Here is a 17,446-nt window from a genome sequence, read left to right on the forward strand (position 1 = left end):
TCTCCCTCAAGGGAGAGGGGTCGTCCGAGCAGTCATTATTTTGTGGGGATCAGCGGCCACCGCGGATCAAACCGCCCATGCCGCGTCGCTCCATAAACGCAGCCACCTGATGGCGCACTTCGGCTGCCAGCTGTGCTTCCAGGCTACGCGCGGCCAGTTCGCGCGCCTCATCTTGTTCGATGTGACGTAACAGGTATTTCACACGCGCAACGGAACGTCCGTTCATTGACAGGTGACGGAAACCGAGACCAATCAGGATCGCCACGCACATCGGATCGCCGGCCATTTCACCGCACAGGCGCAGGTCGATATTATGCTGCTCGGCTTCGCGGGCGATCATCGCCAGGGCACGAAGCATCGCCGGATGCAGGCTATCGTAGATGCTGGCAACACGCGTATTGTTGCGATCGACTGCCAGAATGTATTGCGTTAAGTCGTTGGTACCAACGGAGATAAAATCAACGCGGGTCGCCAGCTGCGGCAACATAAAGACCATCGAAGGCACTTCAAGCATCACGCCGATACGGGGTTTAGGGATCGCATAGCCGATCATCTCTTCCACTTCGCGCCCTGCACGTTCTATCAACCGCCGCGCTTCGTCGATCTCGTCAATACTGGTGACCATCGGCAGCAAAATGCTGAGATTCCCCGTGGCCGCGTTGGCACGCAGCATGGCACGAACCTGGATAAGGAAGATTTCCGGCTGATCGAGGGTTATGCGGATCCCACGCCAGCCGAGGCAGGGATTCTCTTCACTGATGGGCATATAGGGCAGTTGCTTATCCGCGCCGACGTCCAGGGTGCGCAACGTGACGGGTTTGTCATTAAACATCTGCAACATGCCCTGATACTGCGCCACCTGCTCCTCTTCTGACGGGAAGCCGCTTTGCAGCATAAACGGTATTTCAGTGCGGTAGAGGCCGATGCCATCGATGCGGCTGCCGAGCTTCTCTTCATGCTCGGGGCTTAAGCCAGCGTTGAGCATCACCTTCACCCGCTCACCGCTCTTGAGCTGCGCGGGCAGGTTGACGTCATCTTCCGCCAGCTTGCTTAATTCATTCTCTTCGCTGATAAGACGCTGGTACTCCTGAAGGAGAACCGGTTCAGGATCCACCAGCAACTCACCACGATATCCGTCCACCACCAGCGTACGGCGATGCAGTACGGAGGGCTGAATATCCGCCCCCATCACGGTCGGAATACCGAGCGCGCGCACCATAATGGCGGCATGGGAGTTAGCAGCGCCATCGCGCACCACCACGCCCGCCAGCCTGTCCTGCGGTAATTCAGCCAGCGTCGTCGCTGAGAGTTCATCGGCCACCAGCACAAACCGGTTCGGCCAGGCGTTCGCCCCCTGAATAGTATCATCGAGGTGGAACAGCAGACGTTGCCCAAGCGCGCGTAAATCGCCGGCGCGCTCTTTCAGATAACCGTCAGTCAGCACAGCAAACTGCTCAGCAAATTTTTCAATGACCTTTTTAACCGCCCATTCTGCCACCGACCCTTTATCGACCTCGGCAAATAACTCACGACGCAAACGCGCATCGGAAAGCAGGTGTGAGTAGAGATCGAAAATAGCCGCCGTCTCTTTTTGCGCGCCAGCGGCAAAGCGTTTGCTGTAGCGACGAAACTCATTCGCCGCCTCTTCCAGCGCAGCGGTAAGCCGTTCGCGCTCAAGCGCTTCATCCAGCGTCGAGGCTTCGTAGACCTGCTCCATCAGCGGGAGCGTGGCATCCATCCAGCCTTCGGCAATCGCGACGCCCGGCGAGGCCGGAAGCGCGCGGATGCGGGTATGACGATACTGCCCAAAAAGGGCTGCCAGCTGAGACTGGGAGAGGATAGCAGCCATCTGCGTTGCCAGCGTGACGAGGAAAGACTCCTCGCTTTCGTCGTACTGCCGCAACTCTCGTTGCTGGACAACAAGCACGCCAAGCAGTTGGCGGCGCTGAATAATAGGCACGCCAAGGAAAGCGCGGAACCGCTCCTCTTTGACGGAAGGGATATATTTGAAGCTGGGGTGTTTTTGCGCATCGGCAAGGTTGATTGGCTCCGCCAGTCGCCCGACCAGGCCAACAATACCTTCATCAAACGCGAGCGTGACGGTGCGTCCCCGTGGTTTTTTTAAACCGCGGGTTGCCATCAGGTAGTAGCAACGTCGGTCATGATCGGCCAGGTAGACCGAACAGACCTCGGTTTCCATCGCAAGACAGATGTCCGTCACCAGAATATTCAGCGCCTCGTTGAGGCGAGGCGCACTGGCAACCTTTTCAACTATTTCTCGCAAGCGGGTGAGCATGATTTGCGTAGCTTAACCTCTTTTACGTCGCCAGGCAGGTGCGCTCTGTGGCTTCGGAGGCGTCTCCTGAAGCTGCATCACGACACTTGCGAACTCTTTCATCACCCTACGATATACATCGCGCTTAAATGACACGACCTGACGAACCGGATACCAGTAGCTTACCCAGCGCCAGCCATCAAACTCTGGCGTGCTGCTGGTTTGCATATTGATATCTGAATCGTTGCCCACCAACTGCAAAAGAAACCACTTCTGTTTCTGGCCGATACAAACCGGCTTTGTGTCCCAACGCACCAAACGTTTCGGTAACTTGTAACGCAACCAGTTGCGGGTCGAAGCCAGAATACGAACATCTTTTCGGCTTAAACCAACCTCTTCAAACAGCTCCCGGTACATCGCTTGTTCTGGGGACTCTCCAGGATTGATCCCGCCTTGCGGGAACTGCCAGGAGTGCTGACCATATCGCCGGGCCCACATCACCTGGCCCTGACGATTACAAATTACTATTCCTACGTTTGGGCGGTAGCCATCGTCATCAATCACCGGACTACCCCAAACTAAATCTGATATATGAATGATTGTTTCACACTACAGGGAGGCGGTAAACCACTCTCTTACAGGCCTGCAACCTAATAACATTTGAATAACTCACAATTTAGTGAGGAGTTATAAACAGATGCGGGCGACAGAGACCATTTTTATTCACCTTTTCTGTGGATATAGTTGTGAAGAAGTGCGGAATTACCGATGAACAACCTTGTAACCCGACGAAACGCCACTTTACCCTGCCAAAAATAAATCATTTAAATTCATAATATTATATTGAAATTAAGGGTGCCAGAGGCGATTAACGTGACGATCGTCACATCAAAGATCCTCCTGCTGATGAAAGATCGAACAGCGTCGGTTTTATCCACAGATTGTGCCAATAAGTTAGGCACAATTTGTGTGAAAATTCGATTTTCATCGCACGTCAAGGCTGTAAATTGAAACAGTAGTGGCAGTTATTCCCAGTTATCCCATTTTTCTGTGGATAACATGGTGTAAGATCCTGTTTATTGTCAGTGACCAGAATTGCACAACCTGTTTTTTAGCCGCGGCGCGACGGGCTATAGTCTAAAAAAGATGAAATAAATCATACGCATGGGATATTCACTCAGAAAAAGGTAAACTCTGTCCACAAGGGATAAAATATCAGCTCATTTTTTAATCAAAAGGTTGTTTGCATGCATTCTCTCGCCCCACTGCTCTCCCCTCCCGTCAGTGAAGCCCAGTTGCTCCAGCAGGCGCAACGTCTGGCAGGCTATTCACTGGGCGAGCTGGCCGTGATGGCGGGGTTGACGATACCCAACGATCTGAAGCGTGATAAAGGCTGGATCGGCGTGTTGCTGGAACGCTGGCTGGGCGCAAGCGCGGGCAGTAAACCCGAGCAAGATTTTGCGGCGCTGGGGGTGGAACTGAAGACGATCCCCATCGATAGCCAGGGGCGGCCGCTGGAAACCACCTTTGTCTGCGTTGCGCCGCTCACGGGTAACAGCGGAGTGACCTGGGAAACCAGCCACGTCAGGCATAAGCTGAAGCGGGTGTTGTGGGTACCCGTTGAGGGCGACAGGCAGATCCCGCTGGCAGAGCGTCGCGTTGGCGCCCCGCTGCTCTGGAGTCCGAATGATGAAGAGGAGAGACTGCTTTCCCAGGACTGGGAAGAGCTGATGGACATGATTGTGCTGGGACAGGTTGAGCGGATCACCGCCCGGCATGGCGAAGTGCTGCAACTTCGTCCTAAAGCCGCCAATAGCAAAGCGCTCACTGAAGCGGTAGGCGCACAGGGCGAACCGATCCTGACGCTGCCGCGCGGTTTCTATCTTAAAAAGAATTTCACCGGGGCACTGCTGGCACGCCACTTCCTTTTGAAAACATAGTTTTTTACTAATTTTGCGCTCCGGCTAACATAATCTCCTCCTTTTTAAGATTTCCCCCCTTTCACCTGTCGTAATATCAGGTTATTACTACACTATGATTTGATACGTGCCAGGTGAGGATGAGAACGATGAAAAAATGGGCAGTAATTATCTCAGCAGTCGGTTTAGCGTTTGCGGTATCGGGTTGTAGCAGCGACTATGTCATGTCAACGAAAGATGGTCGTATGATCCTGACCGATGGCAAACCCGAAGTCGACGACGATACCGGTCTGGTGAGTTACCGCGATCGCGAAGGCAATCAAATGCAGATTAATCGCGACGAAGTCTCCCAGATCATCGAGCGCTAAACAGATAAAGGTCAGTAGCTTGCTGGCCTTTTTGATTTTTTCCTTCCCCTTTTGCCTTCCCTCTGCCATGTTTATATTCCTTTGTCGGGAGGTTCCTGACGCAGTCTGTATGTCTAAAAAAGGAAACCGGCTATGCATTATCATCGTATCCCCCACAGCGCTCTGGAGATCAGCCAACTGGGGTTGGGCACCATGACATTTGGTGAACAAAACAGCGAAGCCGATGCCCATGCACAACTCGATTACGCCGTCAGCCAGGGCATTAACCTGATTGACGTGGCGGAGATGTACCCCGTTCCTCCCCGCCCGGAAACACAAGGTCTTACTGAAACGTATGTCGGCAACTGGCTGGCGAAACGCGGCAATCGCGAAAAGCTGGTCATCGCCTCCAAAGTCAGCGGACCTTCCCGTAATAACGATGCCGGGATCCGCCCTAATCAGATCCTCGATCGCAAGAATATCCGTGCGGCGCTGGATGCAAGCCTCAAGCGCCTGCAAACCGACTATCTCGATCTTTATCAGGTGCACTGGCCGCAGCGTCCGACGAACTGCTTCGGTAAGCTTGGCTACACCTGGAACGAAAGTGCTCCGGCCGTTACCCTGCTGGAAACGCTGGAAGCGCTCACGGAGTGCCAGCGGGCGGGTAAGATCCGCTACATCGGCGTTTCCAACGAGACGGCGTTTGGCGTGATGCGCTATCTGCATCTGGCCGATAAACACGATCTGCCGCGCATCGTGACCATTCAGAACCCGTACAGCCTGCTGAACCGCAGTTATGAAGTGGGCCTGGCGGAGGTGACGCAGTACGAAGAGGTGGAGCTGCTCGCCTACTCCTGTCTGGGCTTCGGTACCCTGACGGGCAAATACCTGAACGGCGCGAAACCGGCTGGCGCGCGTAACACGCTTTTCAGCCGCTTCACCCGCTATAGCGGCGAGCAGACGCAAAAAGCCGTTGCGGCCTACGTGGATATCGCGAAACGCCACGGACTCGATCCGGCGCAGATGGCGCTGGCCTTCGTGCGTCGTCAGCCGTTTGTGGCGAGTACCCTGCTCGGCGCAACGACGATGGATCAGTTGAAAACCAATATTGAGAGTTTCAATCTGAACCTGAGTGAAGAGGTATTAGCGGAGATAGAAGCGGTGCATCAGGTTTATACCTACCCGGCACCGTAATAAAAGCAAAACGGCAACGCACGTTGCCGTTTTTAGGGTTTTCACCCTCTCTCTGTGGGAGAGGGCCGGGGTGAGGGCATCAGGCAGCACAATTCAACGACGACGCTGCCAGACCCACAGCCCGCTAATCGCCAGCGCGAACAGCGCGCCGAATCCTACCCCGATTGCCACGACCGGCGCACCTGCTTTTACCGCCAGCGAGTAAATCCCCAGCATCAGTAACATCGCCATGTTTTCACCAAGGTTTTGCACCGCAATGGCGTTACCCGCCCCAACGGTCTGCTTGCCGCGCTCCTGCAACAGCGCGTTTAGCGGCACCACAAAGAAACCGCCTAACATGCCGATCAGCAACAGCAGGGCATAGGCAGGCAATAGGGCATGTTGCAGGGAGAAGAACAGAACGCCGACGCCAATCAGGATCCCCGCAGGCATGCAGCGCGCGACGGTTTCCAGCGTCACCAGTTTTGCCGCAGCCCCGGCCCCGACAACAATCCCGACGGCGACCATGGCATTCAGATAAGTCGGCGTGGCGTTGTCAGTAATGCCCAGCGCCACCGGCACCCACAGCACCAGCAGGAAACGCAGCGTAACGCCGGCCCCCCAGAACATGCTGGTGCCCATCAGCGAGAAGCGTGTTTCACCGTTACGCCACAGTACGCGGCAGGCGTTGAAGAAGCTGCCGGTCATGGGCCCGAAGCGCCAGGATTGCCCCGGACGCGCCACGGCCAGTTTGGGGATAAACAGGTTGGCGATCACCGCGCCACCGTACATCAGGGCGCAGATGCCAAGCGCGGCGAGCACATGCCAGTCTGCCAGTACGCCACCCGCCACCGAACCCAGCAGAATAGCCGCAATGGTGGAGGACTCCATCAGGCCGTTGGCCTTCACCAGCTTATCACCGGTGGTGAGCTCACCCAGAATACCGTACTTCGCCGGGGAGTAGGCTGCCGCACCAATGCCCACCAGTGTGTAGCCGACAAACGGGTTGATACCAAAGCAGATACTTGCCGCGCCCAGAAGCTTAAGGCTGTTGGCAAACATCATGACACGACCTTTCGGGAAGCTGTCCGCCACCTGGCCGACAAACGGCGCAAATACGATGTAAGCACCCACAAACACCATCTGTAGGATCGGCTGGCTCCAGTCGGGATAAAACTCAGCTTTCAGCAATGCCAGCGTGGCAAACAGCAACGCGTTATCGCCGAACGCGGAAAGAAACTGGGCGGCGATAACCGCCATCATGCCTTTCGACCAGATTGAAGTGTTAGTGTGCACTGACTCACGCATTTTGCTGTTCTGCCTCTTCAACCATGCCCTTCAGGGTCACGAAATCGGGTTTACCGCTGCCCAGCACCGGTAACTGTTTGAGGTAACGAATATCGCGGGGGACCGCCAGCTCGGGGATACCGTGTTCGCGTGCATACCTGAGCAGCGCGTCACGCTTCAGTTCACCGTCTGTCGTGAAGAGCACCAGCGCCTCGCCTTTACTGGCATCACTTTTCACCACGGTCGCATGCATTTTCTCTGCTGAGACTGCGGTCGCCAGCGTCTCGACCATTTCAAGAGAGACCATTTCCCCGGCGATTTTGGCGAAGCGTTTTGCGCGTCCCTGGATCTGCACGAAGCCCTGATCGTCGAAGCGCACGATATCGCCCGTGTCGTACCAGCCCGTTTCAACCTCGCCATTGACGTTCTCAGCCGTCGGCGCCTCAAGCACCCCCGGGTTTTCCACACGCAAATAGCCGTTCATGACGTTCGGCCCTTTCAGCTGAAGACGTCCGCCGTCTTCAATACCCGGCACCGCCAGCAGACGCGCGTCCAGCCCCGGCAGAATGCGGCCAACCGTTCCGGGTTTTGCCGCCATCGGAACGTTGATGGAGACCACCGGCGCGCACTCCGTCACGCCATAGCCTTCCAGAATGCGCAGGCCAAACTTGTCCTGCCAGATTTGGCGCGTGCTGTCCTGGAGTTTTTCCGCCCCCGCCACCACGTAGCGCACGCGGAAGAAATCATACGGGTTGGCGAAGCGCGCGTAGTTTCCGAGGAAGGTGGACGTCCCGAACAGCACCGTGCAGTTACGGTCATAAACCAGTTCCGGCACAATGCGGTAGTGCAGCGGGCTTGGGTAGAGGAACACCTCGGCACCGGTCAGCAGCGGCGTAAAGAGCCCCACGGTCAGACCAAATGAGTGGAACAGCGGCAGCGCCGACATAAAGCGATCGTTGGCGGTAAAGTCAGCAATGGTTTTAATCTGTTCGACGTTCGCCAGAATGCTTTTGTGACTGTGAACCACACCTTTCGGGTTGCCTTCAGAGCCGGAGGTAAAGAGGATAATGGCATCATCCTCCGGCTGCTGCTTAACCTGCGCCAGACGCGGCATCAGCAGGTGCGCGAAAATCCACAGCTTGTCGGCGGTCGTGACGTCTGCTTTCAGATCTTCCAGGAACACCCAGCGCACCTGCGTCAGCTGTTCCGGCAGGTGCCACAGCTTGCCTTTATCCAGGAACTGGCGGGAGGTAAAGACGGTGTTGATTTGCGCCGCGGTAATCGCGCTGGAGAGCCCTTTCACGCCCGCCGTGTAGTTCATCATCGCCGGAATGCGGCCCCGGGAGACGGCACCAAAGATCACCGCCGCGCTGATACCCGCGTTTGGCAGCATCAGGCCGATCTTTTCACCCTGTTTGCTGTATTTTTCCAGGATACGCCCGACAAACAGCGTTTTGGTCAACAGCTTACGGTAGGTATCCGGCGTAAAGTTGATGTCTTCGATGCAGTTTTTCTTCGCACCGTAGCGATACTGGGCCGACAGCAACGATTCATACAGCGTCTCGCGCGGGCGAACGGCCATGCGCGCTTCCATCATAATCTGGTGCAGCATTTCCCCGGCGATTTTACGGCGGTCGCGCGCACGCGGCGCCTCGGGCATCGGCAGTGACGTCGGCGGTAATATATGCAGCGTAATTTTCGGGAACAGACGCTGCTTCACCAGCCCTTTCAGACGACTGAAAAAGGTCAGCTCAGCCCCGTCGATGCGTAGCGGCACGACGGTGGCCTGAGACTTCGCCGCGACAAAACCGGCCCCATCGTAAATTTTCATCAGGGAGCCCGTCACTGAAATCCGCCCTTCCGGGAAGATAACCACCGGACGCCCCTGCCCAATCAGACGCACCAGATGTTTAATCATCATCGGTTTGGTTGGATCGAGCGGGACAAAATCAATCAGCGGTTTGAGCCAGCGCATGTACCATTTTTCACTGATGGAGCTGTACACCGCGAAGACGGGCCGCACGGGCAAAAACAGCGCCAGCAATACGCCATCAAGAAAAGAGACGTGATTCGGTGTGATAAGAACACGCTCGCCATAGAGTGCCTGCGTATCGCCAGTCACGCGGATGCGAAACAGGACACGAAACAGTGTGCGGAAGAACCCAAAAAGCATTTCAACTCCCTTTGCCAGCCAGTGTGAAAGGTATAAATGGTGGCAGATTACACGAGAAGTAGTGAGGGAGCGATAGCAAAAACAGAGGCGAAAAAAAACCTGCGCATCCGCGCAGGTTGGTGCAAGAGAAGAGTACGAAAACGTACCAGGAATTCTCACCAATCAATACCTCTGGGATCTTGATTGTGGCCTCCGGCGACAGGCTTCGCCAGCGGGAAAACGCAAGGGAATGAGCCGAAGTGCAACCAGGTGTGAATATTCTCTTTTGCTGTTACAGGTTGAACTTACAGGCAAAAAAAACCTGCGTAAAACGCAGGTTGGTGTAAATCGTGTTAATCAACCGAAGTTGATTCCACCTATCAATACCTCTGGGATCTCGACTCTAGCAATTCATAACGCATCGTTGCTAACGGACAATCGCAACAGCCTGAGGCAAAGTGTAACTAAAGGTTCAGATTACCATTATTCAGACATGACTGGCCGTGTAACGATTACACCGCGAGGGATGTTCTGCTTCACGTTTGCAGAGGACGCTCACCCGCTCCCCTTGAATGCGCGCCGCTTTTCCGCAACACTAGTTAGTGTGTAAACGCTTACCCCTATAAGAAGGTATTGAATGGCGACAATTAAGGATGTGGCTCGTCTGGCCGGTGTTTCCGTCGCGACCGTCTCCCGCGTAATCAACAACTCCCCTAAAGCGAGTGATGCATCGCGCCAGGCCGTGCAGGACGCCATGGAAAACCTGAATTATCACCCTAACGCCAACGCGCGCGCCCTTGCCCAGCAGTCGACAGAAACCATCGGGCTGGTGGTCGGGGATGTATCCGATCCGTTTTTCGGTGCGATGGTCAAAGCCGTAGAACAAGTCTCTTATCACACCGGAAATTTCCTGCTGATTGGTAATGGCTACCACAATGAACAGAAAGAGCGCCAGGCCATTGAGCAGCTGATCCGTCATCGCTGTGCGGCACTGGTGGTCCATGCCAAAATGATCCCCGACGCCGAGCTGATCCATCTGATGAAACAGATGCCGGGGATGGTGATTATCAACCGTATTATTCCCGATTTTGAAACCCGCTGCGTGGCGCTCGACGACCGTTACGGCGCATGGCTCGCAACCCGTCACCTGATCCAGCAGGGCCATACCCGAATTGGTTATCTGTGTTCCAACCACCCAATTTCCGATGCGGAAGATCGCCTTCAGGGCTATTACGACGCGCTGCGCGAAGCCGGTCTGCCCTGCAACGATCGTCTTGTGGCGTACGGAGAACCGGATGAGAGCGGCGGCGAGCAGGCGATGACCGAGCTGCTGGGACGCGGGCGGAATTTCACCGCCGTGGCCAGCTATAACGACTCCATGGCCGCCGGCGCAATGGGCGTGCTAAATGATAACGGGATTGACGTCCCGGCAGAAATTTCGCTGATTGGCTTTGATGATGTGCTGGTGTCGCGCTACGTGCGCCCTCGCCTGACCACCGTGCGTTACCCGATTGTAACCATGGCAACGCAGGCGGCAGAACTGGCGTTAGCGCTGGCCGAGCATCGCCCGCCACCGGAAATTACCCACCTGTTCAGCCCAACCTTAGTGCGCCGTCACTCGGTGGTATCGCCCGCGGAAGCCGTGAGCGAACAGCGATAGAGATGGACGGTTTTATCCGGGTATTCCAGCGCATCGCCGATGTAGTGCCAGCCGTAACGTTCGTAGAAGTCGCGGCAGGCAGACCAGAGATGAAGCTCGTGATACCCGGCGCGTCGCGCGTAGCCGATAACATGCTGCTGAAGTTTTCCCGCCAGCCCGTTTCCCCGGGCGGCTTCATCGACATACAGCGCAGCCAGCCAGGGGTGGAGATCCTGTCGGGAAATTAAATCGCAACGCCACAGCCCAACGGTGCCCAGCAGCTGGTCATCCTCAACGGCAATAAAGGTGAGCGGTAACTCGCCCGGCATCAGGCTGTGCTCGACAATGCTCTGGAAAAAGGCACGCGGCATACCTTCACCAAACGCGTTCCAGATCCAGTCGATCACCTGCTGTGTAAACTGCGGCGCAGCGTGAAGCGGCAGTATATTCACACCAGCTTCCCCTGGAAAAGAGGGACCGATTCGAAGAGATAGCCGTCGAAATCGGGTGCGTCTTCGTCTGACAGCTCAAGCAGGCTCTTTTTGACGTTTTCAAGATGCTGGAACATCGCCTGCCACGCCCCCATCACGTCGCGGCGGCGGAGCGCAGCGAGAATGGTTTGCCTGTCGCCGAGCCATTTCAGCCGCCATGCGCGGCTGGCGATGTGGCCGTTGAATTGCTGCCACAGTGGGCTGCTGTCCATGTGATGCCAGACGCTTTCAACGGTCGCCAGCAGCATCTGGTTTTGTGTGGCCCCCGCCAGTACCAGGTGGAACATTTTGTTGTTGTCCTGGCTGCGATCGTCGGCGGCAATCGCCCGTTGCTCCTGCTCGATGATGCGGCGCAGGTTGTCGATATCCGCCCGCGTCGCCATTTTTGCGGCAAAGGCGGCAATGTTGCTTTCAAGCAGCTGACGCGCCTGGAGAATTTCAAACGGCCCCACGTCACTGTTCAGAAAACGCTCTTCCTCGTTTTCATGCTCCTCCGGAATGCGCATCACGTACACGCCAGACCCCTGGCGAATATCCACCGTCCCCTGAAGCTCAAGCATCAGCAGCGCCTCGCGCACAATAGTGCGGCTCACGCCATACGTCTCGGCGATGTTGCGCTCCGGCGGCAGACGCGATCCCACGGGATAATGCCCCTGGATAATCTGCGCCCGTAAATCCTCGCCAATCTCCTGGTACTGTTTTTTTTCCGGCAGGATGACAGCCTTATCCACGTTTTCACCTGTGTTTTTCAGTTAATGCGCGGGCCGGACGTCCTCCCGGCCAGTTTGTGCGCTATTTTACCAGAAGGCTTACTTCCATTCATCGTCAACACTGAGCGTCAGCACACGCTCATCGCGCAGCTGGCGGAACCAGGACGCCGATTTCTTTGCCCGCCGTGCGCGATGGTTTTCAAGGTCGATCTCAATAAGCCCGTAGCGGTTTTTAAACGCGTTCATCGGCGAGACGTTGTCGGTGAAGGCCCACAGCATATAGCCGTGGCAGTTAGCCCCCGCCTCCCGCGCCAGCAACGTGTAATAAAGATGTTCGCTGATAAACGCGATGCGGTACGCGTCATTGATAATGCCGTCGCGATTGCGAAAATGCGCTTCGTTCTCCACACCCATCCCGCTTTCCGCTACAAACCAGTCAATGTTGCGATAGTCGTTTTTAATCCGCATCGCCATGTCGTAAATAATGCGCGGGAAGATCTCCCAGCCGCGGGAGGTGTTCATCCTCCGCCCCGGCAGCTCGAACGGCTCGTAGTAATACGCCGGGTGGAACGGCGTCTCCGGGTGCCAGGCGCGGGACGGGGCTTTGACGCGATGCGGGTAATAGAGGTTAATGCCCAGCTCGTCGACGGTGTTGTCGGCAATCAGCGCCAGCTCGTCAGCCGTGTAGTCCCACTGCACCTGATGCTGCGCCAGCAGGGTAAAGAGCGCCTGCGGATAGCGCCCGTGCACCAGTGGGTCGAGAAAGACGCGGTTGTAGAACAGATCGTACATCTCTGCCGCTCGCACGTCATGCGGTGCGCGCGAGCGTGGATAGGTCACTTCCGGGTTAAGAATACAACCCACTGAGCCGTCATACCCTTTCTCGCGAAACAGCTTCACCACTTTCGCCGTCGCCAGCACTTTATGGTGGTTCCACTGCATCCAGGTGCTGGTGTTCTGCTCATAGGGCCAGCGCAGTGCGTCAAGGTAGACGCGCGTCTGGACCACAATCGGCTCGTTGAAGGTAAACCAGCGGGTGACTTTGCCGTGAAAGCGCTCAAACACTTTTTCCGCATAGCGAACGAACAGCTCGACGACGTGCTTCGACGCCCAGCCGCCGTAGGTTTCCAGCAGCACGCCCGGCAATTCGTAGTGTTCCAGGCAGATCATCGGCTCAATGCCCTGACGGTGCATTTCATCGAACAGCGCGTCGTAATAGGCGGCGTACTCTTCATCTACCGTCGCATTTTCATAGTCGGTTAAAAAGCGCGACCAGTTGATCGAGGTGCGATAGTGCGTCAGGCCCGCCTGCTTCATCAGCGCCACATCTTCACGGAAGCGATTAATAAAGTCGGTTGCCACCGCCGGGCCATAGCCGTTGTGCCAGACGTGACGATCGTTCTTGAACCAGAGATCGATCCACGAATCCTGCCCTGGCTTTTTGCCGCTCCAGCCCTCGGTCTGCCAGGCCGATGCCGCCGCGCCCAGCATAAAATCCTGCGGTATAGTTATCTGTTTTATGCTCATCCGGTCCTCATGCGTTATCGGTGGCTTGTTGCAGCGCGGCCTGCTCTGCGCGGCGTGAGGCAATTTTCACAAACGGCAGATAGATAATCACCGCGGTCACGATGCAGATAAACTGGGTGATCACCGCCCCCATGGAGCCCGCGGTTGACAGCCAGGCGTTGATCAGCGGCGGCGTGGTCCAGGGCACCATCACCACGGCTTTCCCGGCAAATCCGGTCACGGTGGCAAAGTAGCCAATCGAGCCCGTCACCAGCGGCGTGATGATGAACGGGATAGCCAGGATCGGGTTGAGCATGATTGGCATCCCGAAGATCACCGGCTCGTTGATATTAAAAATACCCGGGCCGATGGAGAGCTTAGCGATCTCCTTCATCTCTTTACGTTTGGTGGCAATCATGACGGCGATCAGCAGGCCGATGGTCAGGCCGGAGCCGCCGATGCTCATATAGACGTCCCAGAACGGCATGGTGATGATGTTTGGCACCTCTTTGCCCTGCTCTAACGCGCTCATGTTAACGGTGATTGCCCCCAGCAACAGCGGCTCGCGGATCGGCTTGATCATCTGGTTGCCGTGAATACCAATCACCCAGAACAGCTGGGCGACAAACATCAGCAGCAGGATCCCCGGCAGGCTTTGCACCACGCGCTCCAGCGGCTGTTGCACCACCTGGTAAACCGCGTCGTAGAGATACATGCCGGTAATCTGATGAAACACGAAGCCAAAGGTGGCGATGGCGGTGGTGGTGATAATGGCCGGGATCAGCGCAGAGAACGACGCGGCGACGTTCGGCGGCACCGTGTCCGGCATCCTGATTTTCAGCCCCTTGCGGTTTTCCAGCCAGCAGTAAATCTCCACTGACAGGATGGCGATAAACATGCCGAGGAACAGGCTGCGGGTATCGGAGAACTGGCGCAGCAGCACGTCTTTCACCACGTGCATCTCGCCGTCCACCAGCATTTCCACCGTGGTTGGCGTCACGCAGATAAAGCAGATCACCGCCAGCAGGCCGGGGAACAGGGACTTAATGCCGTTAATACGCCCCAGCTCAATGCCGATTAAAAACACCGCACCGATGTTGAGAAAGTTAAGCGTGGCATAGTTGAGCGCGCTGGTGATCGGCTTTAACGCCGCCAGAAACGACAGCGACTGAAAGCTCGCCAGGCCGTTTTTCGGATCCAGCACCATATTGGAGATCAGTACCGAGAACGCCCCCACAATGATGACCGGCATTAAGGTAATAAACGCAGACTTGATCGCCTGGATATAGCGATAGCTGTTGAAGGTGGTGGCAAAACTGCCCAGAGCGTCGATCAGTTTTTCCTGAAATGCCATAGGGTAATACCTCAGTAAAAGGGCTTTTATTGAATAAGATGGACAGCCGGATACTATTGGTATGCCAAAAATAGCGCCCACAGGCGCTTTGTTCTGTGATTAAGCTCTCAATGAGGTAAGAGGTATTCCAGATTGCGATTTATCACCATTTTGGCATGCCAATGACAGGCATTTATCCCGCTGGCGAGGATCGTTACCGAAAAGCGTGATCGTTATGGGGTTTTGCCCTTCCCACGTCGCTTATGCGCCGGATGGTCTGTGTTAAACTGCAAACCATTACGTGGAAACAGGAATTTCGAATGGCAACAATGCTGGATGTCTCACTGCGTGCGGGCGTGTCGAAGGCCACCGTTTCGCGCGTGCTGAACGGCACAGGTCAGGTTAAAGAGAGCACGCGTCAGCAGGTATTTCGCGCGATGGAGGAGCTGGGCTATCGTCCGAACTTTCTCGCGCGTTCGCTGGCTAACCAGACCAGCAACAGCATTGGTCTTGTCGTCTCGACGTTCGACGGTTTTTACTTTGGTCGTTTGCTACAGCAGGCGTCACGGCAGACCGAAAAGCACGGAAAACAGCTGATTGTCACCGACGGTCACGACGCCCCTGAACAGGAAGAACAGGCGGTGCAGATGCTCGCCGACCGCAAGTGCGACGCCATCGTGCTGTACACGCGATACATGAGCGAAAAGACGATCCTGAAGCTGATCAACAGCGTGCAGACGCCGCTGGTGATCATTAACCGTGAAGTGAGCCAGGCGGCGGATCGCTGCGTCTTCTTTGAACAGCAGGACGCGGCCTTCAAAGCGGTGGATTACCTGATAAGCCAGGGTCATCGGGAGATCGCCTGTATCACCGTCCCGATCCACACCCCAACGGGTAAAGCGCGGCTGATGGGCTACCGTAAGGCGCTGGAGAAGCACGGTATTCGTCTCGACGAGCGGCGGATTAAATACGGCGATGCAGGCATGACGCGGGGTTACGAGCTGTGCAAGGAGCTGATTGCGGAAAAGACATCGTTCAGCGCCCTGTTTGCCTGTAATGATGATATGGCCCTGGGCGCCTCCAAAGCATTACACCAGGCCGGGCTGAAGATCCCGCAGGATATTTCGCTGTTTGGTTTTGACGATGCCCCCAGCGCAAAGTGGCTGGAGCCTGCCCTGTCGTCGGTATATTTGCCGATCGACAACATGATCGTCACGGCAATCGACCAGGCGATCCGGCTGGCAAAAAACCAGCCGGTTGAAGCGATCCCGCCGTTCACCGGCACGCTGGTTTTACGCGATTCGGTGACAACAGGGCCGTGGTTTTATCAGACCAGCTCTAACGCCAGCAGCTCCTGAATGGTCTGGCGACGGCGAATCAGCCGCGCCACGCCGTTATCAAACAGCACTTCCGGCAGCAGCGGGCGGCTATTGTAGTTGGAAGACATAGACGCCCCGTACGCACCGGTATCATGCAGCACCAGATAATCTCCCGGTTTTACCTCTGGCAGCGAACGGGTTTCGACTTTCCCGCCTTCCTGCTGAGTAAAGACGTCACCGGATTCACACAGCGGGCCGGCAACAACGGTCTCGATGCGCGGCGCGTTGACCAGATCGCGGCCATCGGCGGCAAGCGCGGTAATGTGATGATAGCTGCCGTACATGGACGGGCGCATCAGGTCGTTGAAGCCAGCATCAATCAGCACAAAGTGACGGCTTCCCATCTCCTTCACGCTCCGCACCTGCGCCACCAGCACGCCAGCTTCGGCGACCAGGAAACGACCCGGCTCAATCTCCAGCTTCACCGCATGGCCCAGATGGGCAGCGATCCTGTCACGCGCGGCGCTCCACAGGCCGTAATAGTGATCCGTGTCGATCGCCTCTTCTCCTTCGCGGTAAGGGATCGAAAGCCCTCCCCCGGCGGAGATCGCCTCCAGATCCTGACCAAAATCGATAACCTGACGCACCATTGCGCCACAGACCTGCTCAAGATGGCCATAATCCACGCCGGACCCGATATGCATGTGAATGCCCACCAGCTTGAGGTTGTAGCGTTGTAAAACCTCCAGCGCCGCAGGCATATCGGCATACCAGATCCCGTGTTTACTGTTTTCGCCCCCAGTGTTGGTTTTCTGACTGTGGCCGTGACCAAAGCCCGGGTTGACGCGCAGCCAGACGCGATGGCCAGGAGAGACCTGCCCAAGCTGTTCCAGCATATCCACCGAACCAGCATTGACCGGGATTTGCAGCTCGTGCACGCGCGCCAGCGTGGCGTCGTCTATCAGGTCAGCGGTGAAGACGATCGCGTCGCTGTCGGCTTTCGGATCAAACCCGGCCGCTAGCGCACGTTCGATCTCACCCAGCGATACGGAGTCAACCTTCACGCCCTGCTCGCGCATCAGGCGCAGAATATGAATATTGGAGCAGGCCTTCTGCGCAAAACGCACCACGTCAAACTGATGCAGCGCGGCGATCTTCTCGCGGACAATCTGCGCATCGTAGACCCACACCGGACAGCCGAATTCGGCAGGCAGGCGCAGCAGGTTATCGGCGTTTAAATCGGTTTCGGTCTGGTTGAGCGGGCGTGGCATGGTCGTCTCCGGAAATCTGTTTTT

The 17,446-nt window shown here is 56.3% G+C and carries 14 protein-coding genes; 5 read left to right on the plus strand and 9 right to left on the minus strand.

From position 1 onward, the window contains the following. Positions 1-49: 49 nt before the first annotated feature. Together ptsP and rppH are read right to left on the minus strand one after the other, a co-directional pair. Entirely contained in the window at positions 50-2,296 is a 2,247-nt protein-coding gene (gene ptsP / locus ACOTX1_RS06500; RefSeq protein ID WP_003862789.1) for a phosphoenolpyruvate--protein phosphotransferase, read from the minus strand. 12 nt (positions 2,297-2,308) lie between these two features. Beyond that, the gene (rppH, locus tag ACOTX1_RS06505; protein WP_003862791.1) at positions 2,309-2,839 is read right to left on the minus strand and encodes an RNA pyrophosphohydrolase; all 531 of its coding nucleotides are present in this window, start codon (positions 2,837-2,839) and stop codon (positions 2,309-2,311) included. Positions 2,840-3,522: 683 nt separating this feature from the next. On the opposite strand from rppH, the gene mutH reads away from it, so the two are divergent. The 3 genes from mutH to ACOTX1_RS06520 all read left to right on the plus strand — a co-directional run bounded on the left by mutH (position 3,523) and on the right by ACOTX1_RS06520 (position 5,735). After that, positions 3,523-4,215: a DNA mismatch repair endonuclease MutH gene (mutH, locus tag ACOTX1_RS06510; protein WP_003862792.1), complete on the plus strand. Its 693-nt coding sequence runs from the start codon at positions 3,523-3,525 to the stop codon at positions 4,213-4,215. Between the two features lie 128 nt (positions 4,216-4,343). Then, positions 4,344-4,562, plus strand: a complete 219-nt coding sequence (locus tag ACOTX1_RS06515) for a YgdI/YgdR family lipoprotein (protein ID WP_003862794.1) — start codon at positions 4,344-4,346, stop codon at positions 4,560-4,562. Positions 4,563-4,694: 132 nt separating this feature from the next. Further along, entirely contained in the window at positions 4,695-5,735 is a 1,041-nt protein-coding gene (locus ACOTX1_RS06520; protein ID WP_003862795.1) for an NADP(H)-dependent aldo-keto reductase, read from the plus strand. 93 nt (positions 5,736-5,828) lie between these two features. Here the strand turns inward: ACOTX1_RS06520 and lplT are convergent, their stop codons facing one another. Both lplT and aas read right to left on the minus strand, forming a co-directional pair. Beyond that, positions 5,829-7,022, minus strand: a complete 1,194-nt coding sequence (gene lplT, locus ACOTX1_RS06525) for a lysophospholipid transporter LplT (RefSeq protein WP_003862801.1) — start codon at positions 7,020-7,022, stop codon at positions 5,829-5,831. Continuing rightward, positions 7,015-9,174: a bifunctional acyl-ACP--phospholipid O-acyltransferase/long-chain-fatty-acid--ACP ligase gene (gene aas / locus ACOTX1_RS06530; protein ID WP_023314771.1), complete on the minus strand. Its 2,160-nt coding sequence runs from the start codon at positions 9,172-9,174 to the stop codon at positions 7,015-7,017. The genes lplT and aas overlap by 8 nt, the downstream gene beginning before the upstream one ends. 616 nt (positions 9,175-9,790) lie before the next feature. Between aas and galR the strand changes: the two genes are divergently transcribed. Next, positions 9,791-10,813 (plus strand): HTH-type transcriptional regulator GalR, encoded by a 1,023-nt coding sequence (gene galR / locus ACOTX1_RS06535; protein ID WP_023314772.1) that lies wholly within the window; start codon positions 9,791-9,793, stop codon positions 10,811-10,813. Here the strand turns inward: galR and ACOTX1_RS06540 are convergent. The 4 genes from ACOTX1_RS06540 to ACOTX1_RS06555 form a co-directional block, all read right to left on the minus strand. Then, positions 10,768-11,244: a GNAT family N-acetyltransferase gene (locus tag ACOTX1_RS06540; protein WP_023314773.1), complete on the minus strand. Its 477-nt coding sequence runs from the start codon at positions 11,242-11,244 to the stop codon at positions 10,768-10,770. The two genes, galR and ACOTX1_RS06540, sit on opposite strands and share 46 nt — an antisense overlap. Beyond that, a complete protein-coding gene (locus ACOTX1_RS06545; RefSeq protein ID WP_003862809.1) occupies positions 11,241-12,014 on the minus strand; it encodes a GntR family transcriptional regulator in 774 nt (257 codons plus the stop codon). The genes ACOTX1_RS06540 and ACOTX1_RS06545 overlap by 4 nt, the downstream gene beginning before the upstream one ends. 78 nt (positions 12,015-12,092) lie before the next feature. Then, positions 12,093-13,520, minus strand: a complete 1,428-nt coding sequence (locus ACOTX1_RS06550) for a glycoside hydrolase family 1 protein (RefSeq protein WP_023314774.1) — start codon at positions 13,518-13,520, stop codon at positions 12,093-12,095. Between the two features lie 7 nt (positions 13,521-13,527). Further along, a complete protein-coding gene (locus tag ACOTX1_RS06555) occupies positions 13,528-14,853 on the minus strand; it encodes a PTS sugar transporter subunit IIC (protein ID WP_023314775.1) in 1,326 nt (441 codons plus the stop codon). A 299-nt stretch (positions 14,854-15,152) separates the two neighbouring features. Between ACOTX1_RS06555 and ACOTX1_RS06560 the strand changes: the two genes are divergently transcribed. Next, positions 15,153-16,190, plus strand: a complete 1,038-nt coding sequence (locus tag ACOTX1_RS06560) for a LacI family DNA-binding transcriptional regulator (RefSeq protein ID WP_023314776.1) — start codon at positions 15,153-15,155, stop codon at positions 16,188-16,190. Here the strand turns inward: ACOTX1_RS06560 and lysA are convergent. Further along, on the minus strand, positions 16,160-17,422 hold the full coding sequence (gene lysA, locus ACOTX1_RS06565; RefSeq protein ID WP_003862815.1) for a diaminopimelate decarboxylase: 1,263 nt from the start codon (positions 17,420-17,422) through the stop codon (positions 16,160-16,162). The two genes, ACOTX1_RS06560 and lysA, sit on opposite strands and share 31 nt — an antisense overlap. Positions 17,423-17,446: the final 24 nt, after the last annotated feature.

Origin of the sequence: Enterobacter cloacae complex sp. IR5401 (assembly GCF_049238425.1) — a bacterium.
GTDB lineage: Bacteria > Pseudomonadota > Gammaproteobacteria > Enterobacterales > Enterobacteriaceae > Enterobacter > Enterobacter hormaechei_C.

Bases quoted from the DNA above. Each gene is read 5' to 3' on its own strand.
- lysA (WP_003862815.1), bottom strand. From the start codon at position 17,422: ATGCCACGCCCGCTCAACCAGACCGAAACCGATTTAAACGCCGATAAC.
- ACOTX1_RS06555 (WP_023314775.1), bottom strand. From the start codon at position 14,853: ATGGCATTTCAGGAAAAACTGATCGACGCTCTGGGCAGTTTTGCCACC.
- ptsP (WP_003862789.1), bottom strand. From the start codon at position 2,296: ATGCTCACCCGCTTGCGAGAAATAGTTGAAAAGGTTGCCAGTGCGCCT.
- aas (WP_023314771.1), bottom strand. From the start codon at position 9,174: ATGCTTTTTGGGTTCTTCCGCACACTGTTTCGTGTCCTGTTTCGCATC.
- mutH (WP_003862792.1), top strand. From the start codon at position 3,523: ATGCATTCTCTCGCCCCACTGCTCTCCCCTCCCGTCAGTGAAGCCCAG.
- ACOTX1_RS06515 (WP_003862794.1), top strand. From the start codon at position 4,344: ATGAAAAAATGGGCAGTAATTATCTCAGCAGTCGGTTTAGCGTTTGCG.
- lplT (WP_003862801.1), bottom strand. From the start codon at position 7,022: ATGCGTGAGTCAGTGCACACTAACACTTCAATCTGGTCGAAAGGCATG.
- ACOTX1_RS06560 (WP_023314776.1), top strand. From the start codon at position 15,153: ATGGCAACAATGCTGGATGTCTCACTGCGTGCGGGCGTGTCGAAGGCC.
- ACOTX1_RS06550 (WP_023314774.1), bottom strand. From the start codon at position 13,520: ATGAGCATAAAACAGATAACTATACCGCAGGATTTTATGCTGGGCGCG.
- ACOTX1_RS06520 (WP_003862795.1), top strand. From the start codon at position 4,695: ATGCATTATCATCGTATCCCCCACAGCGCTCTGGAGATCAGCCAACTG.
- galR (WP_023314772.1), top strand. From the start codon at position 9,791: ATGGCGACAATTAAGGATGTGGCTCGTCTGGCCGGTGTTTCCGTCGCG.